Annotated in this window: 15 protein-coding genes; 2 read left to right on the plus strand and 13 right to left on the minus strand. The window is 65.8% G+C overall.

Annotated elements, in window-relative coordinates; translation table 11 throughout:
• Positions 1 to 124: 124 nt before the first annotated feature.
• The 5 genes from XcuCFBP2542_RS04925 to XcuCFBP2542_RS04945 are packed head-to-tail and all read right to left on the minus strand — an operon-like array spanning position 125 to position 5,096.
• Positions 125 to 2,089: a type IV pilus secretin PilQ gene (locus XcuCFBP2542_RS04925; RefSeq protein ID WP_104602511.1), complete on the minus strand. Its 1,965-nt coding sequence runs from the start codon at positions 2,087 to 2,089 to the stop codon at positions 125 to 127.
• Positions 2,090 to 2,108: 19 nt separating this feature from the next.
• Positions 2,109 to 2,642 (minus strand): pilus assembly protein PilP, encoded by a 534-nt coding sequence (locus tag XcuCFBP2542_RS04930; protein WP_104602512.1) that lies wholly within the window; start codon positions 2,640 to 2,642, stop codon positions 2,109 to 2,111.
• Positions 2,639 to 3,304 (minus strand): type IV pilus inner membrane component PilO, encoded by a 666-nt coding sequence (locus tag XcuCFBP2542_RS04935; protein WP_104602513.1) that lies wholly within the window; start codon positions 3,302 to 3,304, stop codon positions 2,639 to 2,641. Before XcuCFBP2542_RS04935 ends, XcuCFBP2542_RS04930 begins: the two co-directional genes overlap by 4 nt.
• Positions 3,301 to 4,038 (minus strand): PilN domain-containing protein, encoded by a 738-nt coding sequence (locus XcuCFBP2542_RS04940; RefSeq protein ID WP_104602514.1) that lies wholly within the window; start codon positions 4,036 to 4,038, stop codon positions 3,301 to 3,303. The genes XcuCFBP2542_RS04935 and XcuCFBP2542_RS04940 overlap by 4 nt, the downstream gene beginning before the upstream one ends.
• Positions 4,038 to 5,096: a pilus assembly protein PilM gene (locus XcuCFBP2542_RS04945; RefSeq protein ID WP_104602515.1), complete on the minus strand. Its 1,059-nt coding sequence runs from the start codon at positions 5,094 to 5,096 to the stop codon at positions 4,038 to 4,040. The genes XcuCFBP2542_RS04940 and XcuCFBP2542_RS04945 overlap by 1 nt, the downstream gene beginning before the upstream one ends.
• A 214-nt stretch (positions 5,097 to 5,310) precedes the next feature.
• Between XcuCFBP2542_RS04945 and XcuCFBP2542_RS04950 the strand changes: the two genes are divergently transcribed.
• Positions 5,311 to 7,737 carry a penicillin-binding protein 1A gene (locus XcuCFBP2542_RS04950; protein ID WP_170066951.1) on the plus strand — a complete coding sequence of 809 codons (2,427 nt, stop codon included), beginning with the start codon at positions 5,311 to 5,313 and terminating at the stop codon, positions 7,735 to 7,737.
• Between the two features lie 244 nt (positions 7,738 to 7,981).
• The gene (locus XcuCFBP2542_RS04955; protein ID WP_104602517.1) at positions 7,982 to 8,629 is read left to right on the plus strand and encodes a hypothetical protein; all 648 of its coding nucleotides are present in this window, start codon (positions 7,982 to 7,984) and stop codon (positions 8,627 to 8,629) included.
• A 173-nt stretch (positions 8,630 to 8,802) separates the two neighbouring features.
• On the opposite strand, the gene XcuCFBP2542_RS04960 is transcribed toward XcuCFBP2542_RS04955, so the two are convergent.
• The 8 genes from XcuCFBP2542_RS04960 to gudD all read right to left on the minus strand — a co-directional run bounded on the left by XcuCFBP2542_RS04960 (position 8,803) and on the right by gudD (position 18,945).
• The gene (locus XcuCFBP2542_RS04960) at positions 8,803 to 10,092 is read right to left on the minus strand and encodes a citrate synthase (protein WP_104539991.1); all 1,290 of its coding nucleotides are present in this window, start codon (positions 10,090 to 10,092) and stop codon (positions 8,803 to 8,805) included.
• Positions 10,093 to 10,322: 230 nt separating this feature from the next.
• The gene (locus XcuCFBP2542_RS04965) at positions 10,323 to 10,565 is read right to left on the minus strand and encodes a type B 50S ribosomal protein L31 (RefSeq protein WP_104602518.1); all 243 of its coding nucleotides are present in this window, start codon (positions 10,563 to 10,565) and stop codon (positions 10,323 to 10,325) included.
• Between the two features lie 72 nt (positions 10,566 to 10,637).
• Complete coding sequence (locus XcuCFBP2542_RS04970; RefSeq protein WP_104602519.1) at positions 10,638 to 11,576, minus strand: nucleoside hydrolase; 939 nt, start codon at positions 11,574 to 11,576, stop codon at positions 10,638 to 10,640.
• Positions 11,577 to 11,716: 140 nt separating this feature from the next.
• The gene (gene recG, locus XcuCFBP2542_RS04975; protein ID WP_104602520.1) at positions 11,717 to 13,858 is read right to left on the minus strand and encodes an ATP-dependent DNA helicase RecG; all 2,142 of its coding nucleotides are present in this window, start codon (positions 13,856 to 13,858) and stop codon (positions 11,717 to 11,719) included.
• Positions 13,859 to 13,888: 30 nt separating this feature from the next.
• A complete protein-coding gene (locus XcuCFBP2542_RS04980) occupies positions 13,889 to 14,269 on the minus strand; it encodes a RidA family protein (RefSeq protein WP_104602521.1) in 381 nt (126 codons plus the stop codon).
• Between the two features lie 394 nt (positions 14,270 to 14,663).
• Positions 14,664 to 16,205, minus strand: coding sequence for a galactarate dehydratase (gene garD, locus XcuCFBP2542_RS04985; protein ID WP_104602522.1), 1,542 nt, complete (start codon positions 16,203 to 16,205; stop codon positions 14,664 to 14,666).
• 36 nt (positions 16,206 to 16,241) lie between these two features.
• Positions 16,242 to 17,513 (minus strand): OprD family porin, encoded by a 1,272-nt coding sequence (locus XcuCFBP2542_RS04990; RefSeq protein WP_104602523.1) that lies wholly within the window; start codon positions 17,511 to 17,513, stop codon positions 16,242 to 16,244.
• A gap of 76 nt (positions 17,514 to 17,589) precedes the next feature.
• Positions 17,590 to 18,945, minus strand: a complete 1,356-nt coding sequence (gudD, locus tag XcuCFBP2542_RS04995; RefSeq protein ID WP_104602524.1) for a glucarate dehydratase — start codon at positions 18,943 to 18,945, stop codon at positions 17,590 to 17,592.
• Positions 18,946 to 18,961 lie beyond the last annotated feature (16 nt).

Raw genomic sequence — 18,961 nt, forward strand, 5'->3', positions numbered from 1 at the left:
GCACCGAACGAAGCTTCCCCAGAGTCGTCAAGAACCGCGCTTCGAAGTTCCCAACGAAAAATGCCAATCAGCGTTAACTGACTGGCATTGCGCTGACGCGGCCTTTTCCTCTCAACCGATACCCTCAGCGCGTAGCACTTGCAACCCGCAGGACCTTGGGCGTCACGAACACCAGCAGCTCGGCTTTCTCCTTGCTGCGACCACGCTTCTTGAACAGATTCCCCAGAAAGGGAATGTCGCCCAGGAACGGCACCTTGGAAACGCTTTCGCGGTCGGTGAACTCGTAGACACCACCGATCACCACGGTCTCGCCATCACCGACCAGGACTGCCGTATTGACCTCACGGCGATTGATTTCCGGCACGGTGCCGTATTGCGGCAGATTGATGAAACGTGCCACCTCGTCCTTCTTGACGTTCATATTCAAGAAAACGCGATTATCGTTGGTGATCGTCGGAGTGACCTTCAGCTCGAGCAGGACTTCCTTGAACTGCACGTTGGCCTGCGATCCACCGCCCGCCACGCCCGCTCCACTGATGGTGACGTAACCGATCTCGCGGCCTTGCTTGATGACGCCCTCGCGTTGGTTGGCGGTCACGATGCGCGGGTTGGACACCACTTCGCCCCGGCCTTCTTCCTGCATCGCAGACAACTCGATATCCAGGTTGAAATTGGAGCCTAGCAGCGTGTACGCCAAACCAGCGGCCCGGTTATTGGTAAATCCGCTGGCTCCCAGATCGATGTTCAATCCCGAAGGGAACAGGAATGCAGGAATCGTGTTGCTGGTTCCCGGCGTCGTCGGGGTCGCCGTGTTGGCAAGCTCATTGGCACGCTGCGCCGAGGTGTTCTTGTAGTTCACCACGCTTTCAAGCGAGCCGCTCAAAATGCCGCGACCGGTGGCACCGGAAATGCCGAACCGCGCACCCAGGTCACGCGCGAACGTATCGGTCGCGATCACGATCCGGCTTTCGATCAACACCTGATCCACCGGACGGTCGATATGCGAGATCAGCTCGCGCATCTGCGCGACCTTCTTCGGGATATCGCTGATCATCAGGGTATTGGTGCGCTCGTCGGCCACCAGACGGCCACGCGGCGACAGGAAACCATTGTCCTGCTGGCCTGCCCCGCCCTGCCCACCTTGACCACCGCCACCACCGCCGCCGCCGATTCCCTTGGCCTCGGTCAGCGCTTTGAAGATCACCGCCGCGTTGTGGTAGTTGATCTGCACATAATCGGTAATCAGGTCCTCGCGATTCTCGATCGCGATGCGGGCGTCCTCCTTGTCCTGCTCGAACTTGGCCAGCTCCGGCTGCGGAGCGACCCACACCACGCCGCCGTCGCGACGCTTGTCCAGGCCCTTGGCACGCAGCACGATGTCCAGCGCCTGGTCCCACGGCACGTTCATCAGGCGCAGGGTCACGTTGCCCTGCACGGTGTCGGAGGCGACGATGTTGAGGTTGGATTCTTCGGCGATGAGCTGCAGCACGGTGCGCACCGGCACGTCCTGGAAGTTGAACGTCACCGGGCGGCCGCTGTAGCCGCGCGCCGCGATCTGCGCGGCCTCCTGGGTCACCGCCGCCGGGCTGACGCCGCCCATGGCCGGCTGGCCCTTGCGCGGGCTGATCTCGACCACGTATTCGTTACCGGTCTGGTAGGCCAGCGAATCGAATGCACCCTTGGTGGACAGCACCAGTTGCGAGCCGGAGCCGGACGGCTTGACCTCAACGCGCTGCACCGGAGTGGCGAAATCGGTGACATTGAGCGGCCGCTGCAGTTCGGCGGGCAGCTTGGCGTTGCTGATGTCCACCAGCACGGTGTCGCCCTGGGTCCGCAGGTCGGGGCTGGCGCCCTGGCCGTCGAACTGCAGGATCAGGCGGCCAGCACCGTCGTCACCGCGTTTGAAGTCGATTTTGGAGACGGCCAGGCTTGCCGGAGCGGTCCTGGCCGGTTCCTGTGCAGGCGAAGCCAGCGCGGTGGCCGCGAATGCGCTGCCACTGGCCAGCGCCAGCGCGAACCCCAGCGCGCAGGCCCGGAGCGTGGCGTGGCGCCGAACCGGACGCAGCCGCTGGGCATTGGAAAACGTCATCGTGCTATCCCCTATCACTTTATTGATCCTCCAGTGCGAGTGCGGCCGGCCGTTCAAGCCATCCACCCGCACCGTCCGGCACCAGTTCAATCAGCTCGATGCGGTCTTCGTAGACCCCGGTCACCCGGCCATCGCTCTGTCCCAGATACACACCCGGCCGCACCCGGTAGGTCACCTTGTCCGGCGCCATGACCAGCGCGATCAGACCCGACCCACCCCCGATGGTCCCCACCATGTCAAGGGCGTCGAGCGGAAAGGCTTCCAACGGCTCCTTGCGCCGGTTCGGGTCCGGTCGCGTCCCGTTGCCGCCTTCCGCACTGACCCAGGCATCGCTGAACGGGTCACGCATCGACTGCGCTGCGTATTCGAACGTCTCGAACTGCTGCATCACCGGCAGCGGTTCCAGCGGCGGCGCAGGACGCGCGCGCACCTCGGCCACCCAGGCTTCCAGATTGGGCGCATCACCGGGCGTGCTGGTGATGCTCCGGCTGCACGCCGGCAATACTGCAATTAGCGCCACGCAGGACAGGATCTTGAGCAATTTCATGGTCATTGGCCGCCCTTCTTCGCCGCGTCGGCCGTCGCCTTCTCCTGCTCGGCCATTTCCTCATCGTCCAGATAACGATAGGTCTTGACCGTGCCGGACAATTCCAGCGCGCCGCGCGCAGTGATGCCGGCCTTGGCATCCCTGGGCTTGAGGTTGATGTCGTGCATGGTCAGGATCACCACGCGCGGCAGCGAGGCCACACCGCTGACGAAGGCGCCGAACTGGTGATAGCTGCCCACCATGCGCAGGGCGATCGGCTTCTCGGCGTAGAACTCCTTCGGCGATTCCGGACCCGGCTGGAACAGCTCGTTGGACAGGCCGCTGGACAGCGCGGTCTGCGAGATGTCGATGATGAGGTCCGGCATTTCGGTCTTGCTGGGCAGCTGGCGCAGCATCTGCTGCAGCACCTGCTCCATCTGCGCGAGCTGCTGCTTGAGCGGCTCCAGGTTGACCGCACGGCCCTGCTGGGTCTCGAACTCGGTGCGCAGCTGGGATTCGGTGCCTTCCAGGCCTTCCAGCTCATCGCGCTTGCTGCTGATGAGCAGGAACCAGGCCAGCACCATGATGAACAGGCCCACGACCACGCAGAACACGATGCGCGCCTGCTGCGGCCAGCCGCCGATGTTGTTGAAATCCAGATCGCTGAGCTTGAATGATTTCTTACTCATGACGCCGCCCCCTCCTGCGGCCGGGTGGCTTGCGCCGGTGCAGGCGCTGCGGGTGTCGGCGCCGGTGTGGCGGCAGGTGCCGGTGCAGCGCCCGCTGGCGTTGCACCGGGTGCCTGCCCGTCGACCGGCGCCGTCCCGTTCTTGTCGGCCTCGTTCGGATTGGCCAGCTTGACCTTCAGCGTGAACACATACGGCAGCGCCTTGGTCTCCACCGACGCGGCGGCGGGCTGGCCGGCGGCCTTGTCCTGGCTCTTGGCCTCGATGATCGACAGGTCCGGGCTGGTCATCCAGCCCGAGCCCTCCAGGTTGCGCATGTAGGTACTGACGCGCGCATTGGATTGCGAGCGGCCTTCCAGGGTCAGGATGTCGCCATCCTGCTTGACGTTGGTGAGCGCCACGCCATCGGGAATGGTGCGCACCAGCGAATCGAACAGGTGCACCATCTGCGAGCGGTTGGCCTGCAGCTCCTCGATGACCTTCTTGCGGGCCAGCAGGCGGTCTTTCTTCTTGTCGAGTTCCTTGATCTCTTCGTTCTGCGCCTTGACCTTCTCGATCTCGGCGGTCAGGAACGCATTGCGCTCGGTCTGGCCGCTGATCTGCGCGTCGTAGTAGAACCAGATCAACGCCGACAACAGCACCCCGCCCAGCGCGGCGAAGCCCAGCATCGAATAGAACTCGCGCTCGCGCGCCTTCCTGCGCTCAGCGCGCCAGGGCAACAGGTTGATTCTTGCCATCAGTCGAAGCTCCTCAGGGCCAGGCCGGTGGCGATCATCAGGGCGGGCGCATCCAGCGCCAGCGCATGGGCCTGAACCTTGGGACCCAGCGTCATCTGTGCGAGCGGGTTGGCCACCACGGTGGTCACCCCCAGCTGTTCTTCGACCATCTCCGGCAGGCGCGACAGCGCAGCGCAGCCGCCGGCCAGCACGATGCAGTCCACGCGATTGAATTCGCTGCCGGCGTAGAAGAACTGCAGCAGGCGGCTGATCTGCTGCACAGTCGCCTCCTTGAACGGCTCAAGCACCTCGACCTCGTAGCTTTCCGGCAAGCCACCCTGGCGCTTGGCCAGGCCGGCCTCTTCGTAGGTCAGGCCATAGCGGCGCATCACTTCGTCGGTCAGCTGCTTGCCGCCGAACACCTGCTCGCGGCTGTACAGGCTACGGCCGGAGCGCAGCACGCTCAGCGTGGTCATGGTGGCGCCGATATCCACCAGCGCCACCACCGCATCGGCTGCCACCGGCAGTTCGCTGGAAACCAGGGCGAAGGCGTTTTCGACCGCGAAGGCCTCCACGTCCATCACCTTGGCGACCAGGCCGCCCAGTTCCAGCGCCGACTGGCGCAGCTCCACGTTCTCCGAGCGCGAAGCGGCCAGCAGCACCTGGACCATGTCCGGGCTGTTGGGCATCGGGCCGAGCACCTCGAAATCGAGATTCACTTCCTCGATCGGGTACGGGATGTAGTTGGTGGCCTCCAGCTCGACCTGCGCTTCCAGATCGCTGTCGTCCAGGTCGGCGGGCATCGGGATCAGCTTGGTGATGACCGCCGAGCCGGCCACGGCCGCCGCCGCGTTCCTGGCCTTGCTGCCGGAACGGTTGATGGCGCGGCGAATGGCTTCGCCCACCGCTTCCACTTCGACGATGTTCTTTTCTACCACCGCATTCGGCGGCAATGGTTCCACCGCGTAGTGTTCCACGCGGAAACGGTTCCCGCTGCGCGACAGCTGCAACAGCTTGACCGCAGTGGAACTGATATCGACACCGATCAGTGGCGACTGACTCTTGGGTAGAAGCCCCACGGTAACTCCCCTGCCGATGGGCACTTGGACGCACGCTGCGTCCTCGCATTAATAATCAAATTTTAACAGTTGACAAGCCCCTCACGCGCAAGGCAATGACCCCGCGAGCGTGACCCCAGTGCCGTCTTCTGCGATCCCCAGAGTTCGGCCCCAGCCAAACTCGGCGTCATCTATACTCTGTGGCCAAGAAATCTGCAATCGGAATCTCTCGTACATGCCCCGTATTCGCCGTTGGCTGGGCTGGATCCTGGCCGCGCTCGTCGTGCTCGCCCTGCTTGGCGCCATTGCCGCTGGCGGCCTGTACTACGCCATTTCATCGAAGTTGCCCGACGTACAGTCCCTCAAGCAGGTTGAACTGCAGGAGCCGATGTACGTCTACGCCAGCGACGGCCGCCTGATGGCCGTCTATGGCGAAACCCGGCGCTACCCGGTCCAGATCAAGGAGGTTCCGCTGCGCCTGAAGCAGGCCTTCCTGGCAACCGAGGACGCGCGCTTCTACGAGCATGGGGGCGTGGACTACAAGGGCATTGGCCGCGCGATCTGGCTGCTGGCCACCACCGACGCCAAGCGCGTACCCGGCGGCTCGACCATCACCCAGCAGGTGGCGCGGCAGTTCTTCCTCAACTCCGAATACAGCTATACCCGCAAGCTGGCCGAGATCCTGCTGGCGCGCAAGATCGAAAGCGAGCTGAGCAAGGACGAGATCTTCGAGCTGTACCTCAACAAGAGCTTCTTCGGCAATCGCGCCTACGGCGTGGGAGCTGCGGCCGAGTATTACTACGGCAAGAAGATGGACGCGTTGAGCCTGGACGAGATGGCCTCGCTGGCCGGCATCCCCAAGTTCCCCTCCAGCGGCAATCCGATCAGCAACCCGGAGCGCGCGCGAGAACGGCGCGACTATTACGTGCTGCAGCGCATGGCCGAGCTGGGCTTCGTCAGCCAGGCCGAAGCCGACGCCGCCAAGGCCGTGCCGATGCACGCCAAGCCGCACGAGCCGCCGGTGCAGGTGTACGCACCCTACGTGACCGAACTGGTGCGCCAGGAGATGATCGCCAAGTACGGTGGCGACGTGCTCAACAAGGGCTACCACGTCACCACCACCATCGATGCCACCCTGCAGACCGGTGCCGACGCGGCGATCAGCGAAGGTCTGCGCCTGTACGACCACCGGCATGGCTGGCACGGGGTGGAGCAGCACTTCGAGGTGGCCGCCGATGCCGATGCCGCCGCGTTGGCCAAGCATCTGTCCGGCGTCTTCATCCAGGGCGGGCTGCGCCCGGTGATCGTGGCGCGCACCAACCCCGATGGCGGCGTCACCGTCGTGCAGCACGACAAGACCGAACTCACCCTGCCTGCCTCGGCCAGCCGCTGGACCAGCAAGACCCCGGCCAAGCTGCTGACCCGCGGCGACCTGACCCGCATCCGCGCCGACGAAAAAGACGGCGAGTGGATCATCGACCAGCTACCGCGCGGCCAGGCGGCCCTGGTGTCGCTGGACGCCAACAGCGGCGCACTGCGCGCGTTGGTCGGCGGTTTCAGCTTCGCCGGCAACAAGTTCAACCGCGCCACCCAGGCGCGCCGCCAGCCGGGCTCCAGCTTTAAGCCGTTCGTGTACGCGGCCGCCTTCGAGAAGGGCTTCAACCCAGCCTCGATCGTACTGGATGCGCCGGTGGTGTTCCGCGACCGCCGCGGCAAGACCTGGTCGCCGCAGAACGACGGCGGCGGCTTCCGTGGCCCGATGCGCCTGCGCGAAGCGCTGGTGCAGTCGCGCAATCTGGTCTCGGTGCGCCTGCTGGACGCCATCGGTGTCGATTTCGCCCGCAAGTACATCAGCCAGTTCGGCTTCCAGGAGGCCGAGCTGCCGCCCAACCTGTCGATGTCGCTGGGCACCGCGTCGCTGACGCCGCTGTCGGTGGCGCGTGGCTACGCGGCGTTCGCCAATGGCGGCTCGCGCGTGGACACCTGGATCGTGGATGAGGTCAGGGACCGCGACGGCAACCTCATCTTCAAGGAAGTGCCGGCGGTGGCATGCCGCACCTGCGCTCTGCAAGGCGGCAACGTCGCACCGGTGAGCCAGGTGGTGGACGGCTTCAACTTCGGCGCGCAGGCAGCGGCTACGCCGCCCGCCCCGGCCGCCAATGCCGCACCGGCATCGGCGCAGGCCACCCCCGCGGCGACGGCGGAGACCAAGATTGCCCCCCGCGCCATCGACGAGCGCACCGCCTACCAATTGGTGTCGATGATGCGCGACGTGGTCCAGCGCGGCACCGGCACCGCCGCCAAGGTGTTGGGCCGTGAGGACGTGGGCGGCAAGACCGGCTCGACCAATGACCACCGCGACGCCTGGTTCTCCGGCTTCGGCGGTCCGTATGCCACCACCGTGTGGGTCGGCCGCGACGACTTCCGCTCGCTGGGCTACCGCGAGTACGGCGGCAAGGCGGCCTTGCCGATCTGGATCGACTACATGCGCGTGGCGTTGAAGGACAAGCCGATCGCCGCCAACGATCCGCCCGATGGCATGACCCAGGCCACCATCAACGGCGCAGTCGAGTGGGTGAAGAACGAGGACCTGGATCGCCTGCAGGATTACGACTACGGCTTGCAGGAACAGCAGGACGAGAAGGCGTTCGATATTTTTTAAGGGCTGGGATTCGGGATTCGGGAATGGGGAATCGGAACAGCGTGGCTGCTCCGGCTCCCCTTTTTCTTGGGCGGGTGAGGCAGGTGCAATGACGCGAACAGGCAGCTGCCGTTTGTGGCTGATTGCCTGATGGAGCGAGATCGGCAGTACGACGCGGTTCGTGCTCAACATGGCGCAACGCATTCGCCATGTCTTCATGTGGCTGTTGTAGAGTCGAACCCAGGTTCATCAGGGGAGCCGGGTCATGCATCACGCACGCCAGCACGCCGATACGCGCACCCGGGAACGCCGCCATCGGCTCGCCCATGAGGCCGCCAGATTGATGGCCGAAGGCGGTATCCGCGATTTCCACCAGGCCAAGCTCAAGGCCGCCAGCCGGCTCGGCATCCATGACGATGCTTCGCTGCCGCGCAATCGCGAGATCGAAGATGCCTTGCGCCAATATCAGCGCCTGTTCGCCGGCCCAGACCACACCATGCGGCTACGCCAGCGCCGCGAGGCGGCGTTGCGGGCGCTGGATTTCCTCAGCCGGTTCCAGCCGCGGCTGACCGGCCCGGTGCTGGAGGGCACTGCCGATGCGAATGCGCCCGTGCAGTTGCAGCTGCACAGCGACGATGCCGACGCAGTGCAACGCTTTCTGGAAGAACACCGCATTCCTGCCGAAGCGCGTACCCGCCGCCTGCGGCTGGACCGCGAGCGCAACGGCGAGTTTCCGGTGTGGCTGTTCAGTGCCGAAGACCTGAGCTTCGACCTGACTGTGCTGCCCTACGACGCCCTGCGCCAGGCACCGCTCTCGCAACTGGACGAAAAGCCGATGCCGCGCGCCTCGGCGGCGCAACTGCGGCAGCTGCTCGCCGAACAGGAGAGCGCCGCGTACCAGCAACGGGATTGAGCCCGCGCAAGCGCTCCCATTGCTGGGCGGGCCGTCGGCATTTATCCGGCGACTGCTCGCCAGGCTTTGCCAGCCGCGCTTGGCAAGCGCCCCGGTTTCAGTGACGGCAGCAGCCAAAAACGAAAACGCCCCGCAGTGCGGGGCGCTGGTTTACGCAGCGAAACGTGAGTCGATCAGCGCTTGGCGCTGTCGGTGTAGTCGCGCTTGTCGTAGCCGGTGTAGATCTGGCGGGGACGGCCGATCTTCATTTCCGGGTCCACCTGCTGTTCCAGCCAATGCGACACCCAGCCGGCGGTGCGGGCGATGGCGAACATCACAGTGAACATTTCCACCGGGATATTGAGCGCCTTGTAGATGATGCCCGAGTAGAAGTCGACGTTCGGGTACAGCTTGCGCTGCACGAAGTAGTCGTCCTTCAGCGCGGCCTCTTCCAGCTTCAGCGCCACTTCCAGCAGCGGGTCGTTGACACCCAGCTCGCCCAGCACCTTGTGGGTCATCTCGCGGATGATCTTGGCGCGCGGATCGAAGTTCTTGTAGACGCGGTGACCGAATCCCATCAGGCGGAACGAGGAGTTCTTGTCCTTGGCCTTGGCCACGGCCGACTCGACGTTATCGGCGGTGCCGATTTCTTCGAGCATCTTCAGCACCGCTTCGTTGGCGCCGCCGTGCGCCGGGCCCCACAGCGCGGTGATGCCCGCTGCGACCGATGCGTACGGGTTGGCGCCAGTCGAACCGACCAGACGCACGGTCGAGGTCGAGGCGTTCTGCTCGTGATCGGCGTGCAGGATGAACAGCAGATCCAGCGCCTTGGCCACGACCGGGTTGATCTCCAGCGGCTCGCTCGGCACTTCGAACATCATGTGCAGGAAGCGGTCGACGTAGTTCAGGTTGTTGCGCGGGTAGCGGATCGGCCAGCCGATCGAATAGCGGTACGCAGCAGCAGCCAGGGTCGGCACCTTGGCGATCAGACGGATGGCGGCCTGGCGGCGCTGTTCCGGATCGTTGAGGTCCAGGGTGTCGTGGTAGAACGCCGACAGCGAGGCGACCGAGCCGGCCAGCATGGCCATCGGGTGGGCGTCGTGGCGGAAACCGCCGAGGAAGTTCTTCAGCGACTCGTGCATCATCGTGTGATGCGTCACTTCGTGGTCGAACTTCTTGAATTCGTCCGCCGTCGGCAGTTCGCCGTTCATCAGCAGGTACGACACTTCCAGGAAGCTGGACTTCTCGGCCAGCTGCTCGATCGGGTAGCCGCGGTACAACAACACGCCATTGTCGCCATCGATGTAGGTGATGGCCGACTTGCAGCTGGCGGTGGCGGTGAAGCCCGAGTCGTAGGTGAACAGACCGGTTTCTTTGGTCAGCTTGGAAATATCGACGCAGTCATTGCCCAGCGTGGGCTTGAGAACCGGCAGAACGACCGACGTGTCGCCGGCGTTGAGCGTGACCTGATCAAGATCGGACACTGTGTACGCTCCTTCAGTGGAAGGCGCCTGATCCCACATGGGCAGGCACGTGATGGAAGTCCAAGGCATCGCCTCGGATCACGTCATTATCGCACAGCAGCATTTTGGTCGTCGCTTGGACTGAAGTCGTAGACGCGCGTCGCAGGGGCGACGCAAACGAAGCGGCGGCAGGCCCAAAACAAACGGCCGCGCAGTGCGCGGCCGTTGCTGGTACAGCCCGTCTTGCAGGCTTAGCGCCCGTAGCGCCTCTGGAACTTGTCGATCCGGCCGCCGGTGTCGATCACATTGTGCTTGCCGGTGTAGAACGGGTGCGACGCGGAGGAGATTTCCACCTTGATGAGCGGATATTCCTCGCCGTCCTCCCACATCACGGTATCCTTGGAGCTCATGGTGGATCGGGTCAGGATCTTGAAATCAGAGGTCACGTCGTGAAAGACGACCTCTTCGTAGTCGGGATGCACGTTATTTTTCATGGGCTTGGCGCTCGGGCTGCCTGGATAAGCCGAGCATTATAGCGACCTGCAGGCACCCTGCGCAAGGTGCCCCTAGCTCGCCGCCAGTGCCGCGCCGACCAGCCCGTGGAACCGTTGGCGGTCGTATTGCAGCAACAGGTTGGCATTGTCGGGCGCGCGGCCCTGCCGGTTCCAGTCCACCAGGGTCATCCCGCGGGTGTGGGTGCCGGACAGTTCGATCTGCACCGGGCGCCGCTCCAGGCGCTGGGCGCCGTCCGGGTGCAGCGCAAACGCCATCGCCAGCGCATCGGCCGCATACCAGTACTCGCCGCGGCTGTCTTCGGACCACAGGCGGGTCTTGCGCGAGATCTCCTCGTAGAAGCGGGCGCGGGCCGAATCGGCGGCCAGCCACTGCTCCACGTCCCGGTGCAGCAGGCCGTGCGCGATGGTGGCCTCCCAGTCGGCCACGTCGAAGTGCGGGAAACCGCGGAACACGATGTGCGCCGCCTCCGGGTCGAAACCGATGTTGAATTCGGCTGCCGGGGTGATGTTGCCGTGCCCGGTCAGCGCCCCGCCCATCACCACCAGCCGCGCCACGCGCTGCGGCAGGGTCGGGTCCAGGGTCAACGCCAGGGCAAAATTGGTCAGCGGGCCCAGTGCCACCAGCAACAGCTCGCCGGCGTATGCATGCGACAAGCGCAGGATCGCGAGCGCGGCATGTTCCGCTTCGACGCAACGCTTGGCCGCCGGCAGACCAACGTCGCCAAAGCCATCGATGCCATGCACATGTGCCGCATCCACGGAGGAATGCAGCAGCGGCTGCGGGCAGCCGGCATATACCGGCACATCGTCGCGACCGGCGATCTCGCACACCTTCAAGGCGTTGCGCACGGTGTGCTCCAGGCCCACGTTGCCGGCGGCGATGGTCAGCCCGACCACCGCATGGCGGCTGTCGTTGAAGGCCATCAGCAACGCCAGCGCATCATCCACGCCCGGGTCGGTATCGATCAGCAGCGGTATCTTTTTTGTCATGGGATTCGGGAGTGGGCATTCGGGATTCGTTGCCCCATCTTCGCAAGGATCAGCCGATCAAGCGAACGCCTTCGGATGAAAAGGAAGCAGCAGCCTTTGCTTTTACGATTCCCGAATCCCGATTCCCGATTCCCAGCCGCTCAAGCGGCCGCATACCGCACCGCGCTCCCGATCCAGCGCGCCACCACCCGATCAGCGATCTCCGGCGCCTCGGCCAGCAGGCGGTCGGCCAGCACCTGCACGCGCGGCAGCAGGCCGGCGTCGCGGGCCAGGTCGGCGATGCGGAAACTGGCCAGGCCGGTCTGGCGCGTACCCAGCAGTTCGCCAGGACCGCGCAGCTCCAGGTCCCTTTCGGCGATCACGAAGCCATCGTTGGTCTGGCGCATGGTTTCCAGGCGCTGACGGGCCATCAGCGACAATGGCGCCTGATAAAGCAGCACACAGCTGGAGGCGGCCGCGCCGCGCCCGACTCGCCCGCGCAACTGGTGCAACTGGGCCAGGCCCAGACGCTCGGCGTTTTCGATAATCATCAACGACGCATTGGGCACGTCTACGCCGACTTCGATCACGGTGGTGGCCACCAGCAGATCGCTGCGGCCCTGCTTGAAATCGAGCATGGCCCGCTGTTTCTCGGCCGGTTTCATGCGCCCGTGCACCAGCGCCACGCGCACGCCGGGCAGTTGCGCCGACAACGCCTCGTAGGTGACCTGCGCGGCCTGCGCTTCGATGCGCGGCGGCCCGCCCGGCGCGCCCTTCTCCGGCTCTTCGCTTTCTTCGATCAGGGTGCACACCCAGTACGCCTGGCGGCCTTCGGCACAGGCGGCGCGGATGCGCTCGACCAGCTCCGGACGCCGCTCGGCACTCAGGACAATCGTCTGCACCGGGGTGCGTCCGGGCGGTAGTTCGTCGATGGCCGAGACGTCCAGATCCGCATACGCGGACATCGCCAGCGTGCGCGGGATCGGGGTGGCGGTCATCACCAACTGGTGCGGCACGCTGCCGGCGGCCGCACCCTTGTCGCGCAGCGCCAGGCGTTGGTGCACGCCGAAACGGTGCTGCTCGTCGATGATGACCAGGGCCAGGTCATGGAAGACCACCGCCTCCTGCATCAGGGCATGCGTGCCCACCACCAGCTGCGCCTGGCCGGAGGCCACCTCGGCCATGGCCGCAGCGCGCGCCTTGCCGGTGACCTTGCCGGCCAGCCAGACGATGCGCACGCCCAACGGCTCCAGCCAGCCGCGCAGGTTGGTGAGGTGCTGCTCGGCCAGCAGTTCGGTGGGCGCGGCCAGGGCCGCCTGCTTGCCCTGCTCCACCGCCAGCATCGCCGCCAGCGCCGCGACCACGGTCTTGCCGCTGCCGACATCGCCCTGCACCAGCCGCAGCATCGGCGAGGGCTGCGCAAGGTCGTGCGCAATCTGTTCGAACACCCGCTGCTGCGCGCCGGTGAGCTGGAACGGCAGGGCATTGCGCAGTTGCTGCACCAGCCGGCCGCCGCGCAACTGCGGGGCACGCAAGCGCTGCAGCGCGATGCGCTGACGGCGCAGGCTGAGTTGATGGGCCAGCAGTTCTTCCAGCGCCAGGCGCCGCTGGGCCGGATGCCCGCCAGCGAGCAGCTGCTGCGGATCGGTGCCGACCGGCGGGCGATGCATGGTCAGCAAGGCCGTGCGCAGCGAGGGCAGCTGGTCGTCCTGCAGCCACTGCGATGGCAGCAATTCCAGCGCGGCCTCCGGCGGCAGCCGCTCCAACGCCTGGCCGATGAGCTTGCGCAGCGTGGCCGGGCCGACCCCTTCGAGCACCGGGTAGACCGGGTCCAGGCTGTCGCCCAAGCCGGCATCCTCGCCCGGCGCAAGCACCCGATAGCTGGGATGGACGATCTCCCAGCCGTGCTGGCCGGGCTTGGGCGTGCCGAACACCCGCACGCGCGTCCCCACGGCAAACTGCGCCACCTGGGCAGCGCGGAAATGGAAGAAGCGCAGCACCACGCTGCCGTGCGAGTCATCGGAGACCGCCACGCGCAACACCGGGCGGAAGCGAAAGCCGCGTTCCACCGCCTCCACCCGCCCTTCGATCTGCGCGGGCACGCCGCTTTGCAGCTGCGCGATGGTGGTCAGGCGGGTGCGGTCTTCGTAACGCAGCGGCAGGTGCAGCCACAGGTCCTGCAGGCTCACGATGCCGCGCGCGGCAAATTTCTCGGCCACCCTCGGGCCGACACCAGGCAGGCTGGACAACGCAGCCTGGCCGGCGACGGCCAGGCTTGGCGCTGCGGTGGGTGCGCGCGGCACGACGGATCGGCGCCGATCAGCCGGACGGAATCAGTCGAGCACCATCACCGCATCGACTTCGAGGCCGGCGCCCTTGGGCAGGCCGGAGACCTCGATGGTGGAGCGGGCCGGGAACGGGGCCTGGAAATAGTCCTGCATCACCGCGTTGACGGCGGCGAACTGGCCCAGGTCGGTCAGGTACAGGCCCAGCCGCACGATCTTGTCGAGCGAGCCGCCGGCTGCTTCGGCCACCGCCTTGAGGTTGTCGAAGGCGCGGCGTGCCTGCGCGCCGATATCGCCGGGCACGATCTCGCCGGTGGCCGGGTCCAGCGGAATCTGGCCGGAGAAATACACTGTGTTGCCGGCGCGCACGGCCTGGGAATACGGACCGATGGCGGCAGGCGCCTGATCGGTATGGATGATCTGGGACATGGGAACTCCGTCAACACTGAAAACGAGCGCGCATTGTATCGGCGCATGCCGTTGACGGGCGAATGGGTGAGCAATAGGCGCTGACGGCGCGCGGGCGTTGGCCGGTGGTGTGGCGGCGCGTTGATCGGTGGGGTGGGTGTCTTACGAGGGTGTTGATGGCGGCTTGATTTCGCCTGCACGCACGATGGTTTTCATGAGACTGCGCGGGTGTGCTATCGGGCGCTGTGCGACATAGCGCATGAGGCTGCGCACCTGCCCTCATCCGCCCCTTCGGGGCACCTTCTCCCATCGGGAGAAGGGAACGGCAAGCCCCGCTCCCTGCGGAAGAGAGATGGGGGTGAGGGCCCCGGCGTCGCCACGCCAGGCGACCTGCGCCATCGTGCAGCAAGCGTTGCTAAGTAATCGGCGCCGGGTTGAACAAGGCCAGATCGTTGTGCAGGCGATGCCGCTCGGTCCAGGTGCGTTGGCCGCTGGCCACGTCCAGATAGCGCTGGAACAACTCCCAGCCCAGTTGCTCCAGCGTCTTGGCCCCGGTGGCGACGCCGCCAGCATCGATGTCCATCAGGTCGGACCAGCGCTGCGCCAGCTCGCTGCGGGTGGCGACCTTGATGACCGGCACCATGCCCAGGCCGTAGGGGGTGCCGCGGCCGGTGGTGAACACATGCAGGTTCATGCCGGCGGCGACCTGCAGCGTACCGCAGACGAAATCGCTGGCCGGGGTAGCGCAGTACTGCAGGCCGCGTCCCTTGACCCGCTCGCCGGGTGGCACCACGCCATTGATCGCCGAAGAGCCGGATTTGGCGATCGAGCCCATCGCCTTTTCCACGATGTTGGCCAGCCCGCCCTTCTTGTTGCCGGGGGTGGTGTTGGCACTGCGATCGGCCTGCCCACGCGCCAGATAGGCGTCGTACCAGGCCATCTCGCGTACCAGCGCCTTCGCCACGTCCGCATTGGCGGCGCGTGGCACCAGCAGATGGATGCCGTCGCGCACTTCGGTGTTTTCCGAGAACATCACCGTGGCGCCGGCACGCACCAGCAGGTCGGCGGCCACGCCCAGGCCCGGGTTGGCGGTGACGCCGGAAAACGCGTCGCTACCGCCGCATTGCATGCCCACCACCAGTTCGCTGGCCGGCACGGTTTCGCGGCGGCGCCGATCCAGATGGCGCAGGCGTTCTTCGGCCATGGCCATGATCGCGCCCACCATGTCGGCAAAACCCAGGCGGGTTTCCTGCAGGCGATACACGCCGCTGTCGTCGTCGCTGACGTCGTCGGGCAACAGACGCTCCGGCGCAAGCTTCTCGCAGCCCAGTCCCACGATCAGCGCCTGCCCGCCGAAGTTGGGGCTGCGCGCGATGTTGCGCAGCGTGCGGATGGGAATGATGGCCTCAGGCGCAGTGATCGCCACGCCGCAGCCGTAGACATGATTGACCGCCACCACATCGTCGACATGCGGATACCTGGGCAGCAACTCGGCGCGGATGCGGTCCACCGCGTGCCCGAGCACGCCGACCACGCACTGCACGCTGGTCATGATGCCCAGGATATTGCGTGTCCCCACGCTGCCATCGCGATTGCGGTAGCCCTGGAAGGTGTAACCCTCCAGCGGCTCGGGCGCTGGCGCCGGATGCAGCCCCAGATCCAGCGTGGCCAGTTCGGGGGCCTCGGGCATCGCCAGCAGCTGCTCGCTGACCCAGGCGCCGCGTGCAATCGCGGCATTGGCGGTGCCGATCACCGCGCCCAGGCGGATCACCGGCGCGCCCGCCGGCAGGTCCACCAGCGCCATCTTGTGGCCCTGCGGAATGTGTTCGATGGCGCTCACCCCATCCGGAAAACCGGCGCCGGCGGGCGCACCGCCATCGTTGACGACAATGGCGACGTTGTCGCGCGCATGGGCGCGGATGCTGAGCCAGGGCATGGCGTGCTGGGTTGCGGACATCAGGGGCTACCTTGCAGAACATGGGGGTGGAATGCGTTAACGATCGGGGCTGTCGAACTGGCGCCGATACTGCAGGATCAACCGGTTTTCATCGACGTTGCGCTGGTAGTTGGAGCGAAAGGTGCCGTTGAACCAGATCAGGCTCAGATGCTTGAAGCGCTCGCTCTGGAACTGATAGGTAGTGAGCACATCGCGCGCCCATTCGCGGCCTTCGCCGGCATAGGTGGCCGGGCGTGCATTGTCGCCGCTGATGTAGCGCACCATGACGCTGAGGCCGGGAATGCCGATGCTGTCGCCATCGATGCTGTAACGCAGTTGCCAGCTGCGCTCGCCGCGCTCGAGGAAGTCGTTGATGAAGGTCCAGTTGAAGACATTGCCATCGGTGCCGCCCGGCCAGGGCATGGCGCTGGGGCCGGACAGCTTCTGATAGCCGACACCGAATTCATGGCCGCCGGTGCGCCAGGACACCATGCTGCTGACCATGCGGTTGTCGATCAAGCCGGCGCGCGACTGACCAGTATCGTCGGTGCGGAAGTAGCGCAGATCCACGCGCAGGCGGTCCTTGCCGAACATCTGGGTCTGGATCAGGTTGTAGAGCTGCTGGCGATAGATGTCTTCCATCACCGCGCCCTGATAACGCAGCTGGGTGCCCGGGGCCAGCGTATAAGTCGCCGACACCAGATCGAGCGCGTCCGAATCCGGGGTCCCGAGAAAGCGGCGGTTCTTGTTGGCCAGGGTGATCGGCACGCGCGAATCGCCGTCGCGATACCAGGCGCTGGTGAAACGCGCCAGCAGCAGATCGAGCTTGGGCACATCCTTGGACTCCAGGGTCACGCCCTGGAACGTCTCCGGCATGATGCGGGTGATGCTGGCGCGCACCAGCGGCTCGTTGGGAATGAAGCTGCCCCATTTCAATTCGGTCTGCGAGGCGCGTAGCTTGAGCGTGGGCGCCACCCGCACCAGCGCGTGCTGCGCAGTGCCATCGTCGTTGCTGGGCAGCAGGCCGGTGCCGCCTTCGGCACGCACGCCATCGAGCTTGAAGTCGCCGATGCCGAGCAGGTCCAACCCCGCGCCGACCGGGCCGCGGGTGTAGCCGCTCCTGGCATCGACCACGAAGCCTTGCGCCCATTCGGCCCGCTTGCCCTGCCCGTCGCCACTGCGGAAATCACGGTTGTAATAGAAATTGAGCGCGGTGACCTCGGCCGTGGCGCCATTCCAGAATCCTTCATCGGGCTGCTGCGCACGCGCACGCCCGGCCGCGCCGACCGCCAGCAGCGCGGCGCCGCTGATTGCCATCATGCTTTTCATTGCTCGGTTCTCCAGCTGCGGTGAACGCGCGGTCAGGTGCTGCGGCCGGTGCTCCGGCCGCAGGCATCTAGACGCCTCAGCGCACCAGGCAGGGACGCTTGTTGTCGAACGTCCAGTTGGGGATCAGCGCCTGCATGGCGACGGCATCGTCGCGCGCGCCCAGGCTCAACCCCTGGTAGGTGCGATGCGCCGCTTCCAGCGCATCCATGTCCAGCTCCACGCCCAGGCCGGGCTTGGCCGGCACCTGGATCTGGCCACCTTCGATCTGTAGCGGATCGCGGGTCAGGCGTTGGCCGTCCTGCCAGATCCAGTGCGTGTCGATGGCGGTGACACGCCCCGGTGCGGCGGCGGCCACTTGGGTGAACATCGCCAGCGAAATATCGAAATGGTTGTTGGAATGCGAGCCCCAGGTCAGGCCCCAGTCGCGGCACAATTGCGCCACCCGCACCGAGCCTTGCAGCGTCCAGAAATGCGGGTCGGCCAGCGGAATATCCACCGACTGCAGCTGGATGGCGTGACCCATCTGGCGCCAGTCGGTGGCGATCATGTTGGTGGCCGTCGGCAGGCCGGTGGCGCGACGGAATTCAGCCATGACCTCGCGACCGGAATAGCCCTGCTCGGCTCCGCACGGGTCCTCGGCATAGGCCATCACGCCATGCATGTCGCGACACAGCGCGATGGCCTGTGCCAACGACCACGCTCCGTTGGGGTCCAGGGTAATGCGCGCCTGCGGAAAGCGCGCATGCAGCGCATGGATCGCCTCGATCTCCTCCTCGCCACGCAACACGCCGCCCTTGAGCTTGAAATCGCGGAAGCCGTATTTGGCGTAGGCCGCTTCGGCCAGCCGCACCACCGCGGACGGCGTCAGTGCCTCCTGGTCGCGCACGGCCTCCCAGGCATCGGTGGCAGCGCTACCGTCGCGGTATTCCAGGCCGGTCTTGCGACGATCGCCGATAAAGAACAGGTAGCCCAACACGTCGACCGCATCGCGTTGCTGGCCTTCGCCGAGCAGCGCGGCCACCGGTTGATCCAGAAACTGCCCGAGCAGGTCCAGCAATGCCGCTTCGATGGCGGTCACCGCATGGATGGTAATGCGCAGATCGAAGGTCTGCAGGCCGCGTCCGGCGCTGTCGCGGTCGGCGAAGGCGGTGCGCACCTGATTGAGGATGCGCTGGTAGTCGGCGATGGAACGGTCGCGAATCAGCGAGGCCGCCTCGTTCAACAGGCCGGCGATGGCATCACCACCCGGCACCTCGCCCACGCCGGTGCGCCCGGACGAATCGCGCAGCACCAACACATTGCGAGTGAAGTACGGCGCATGCGCGCCACTGAGGTTGAGCAGCATGCTGTCCTGGCCGGCCACCGGCACCACGCGGATGTCGGTAATGCGCGGCGTGGCGCCGATGCCTGCAGCAGAAGTATGGATGTTCATCAGGACTCTCCGAAGA

The sequence above is a fragment of the Xanthomonas cucurbitae genome (assembly GCF_002939885.1).
In the GTDB taxonomy this organism is placed as follows: domain Bacteria; phylum Pseudomonadota; class Gammaproteobacteria; order Xanthomonadales; family Xanthomonadaceae; genus Xanthomonas; species Xanthomonas cucurbitae.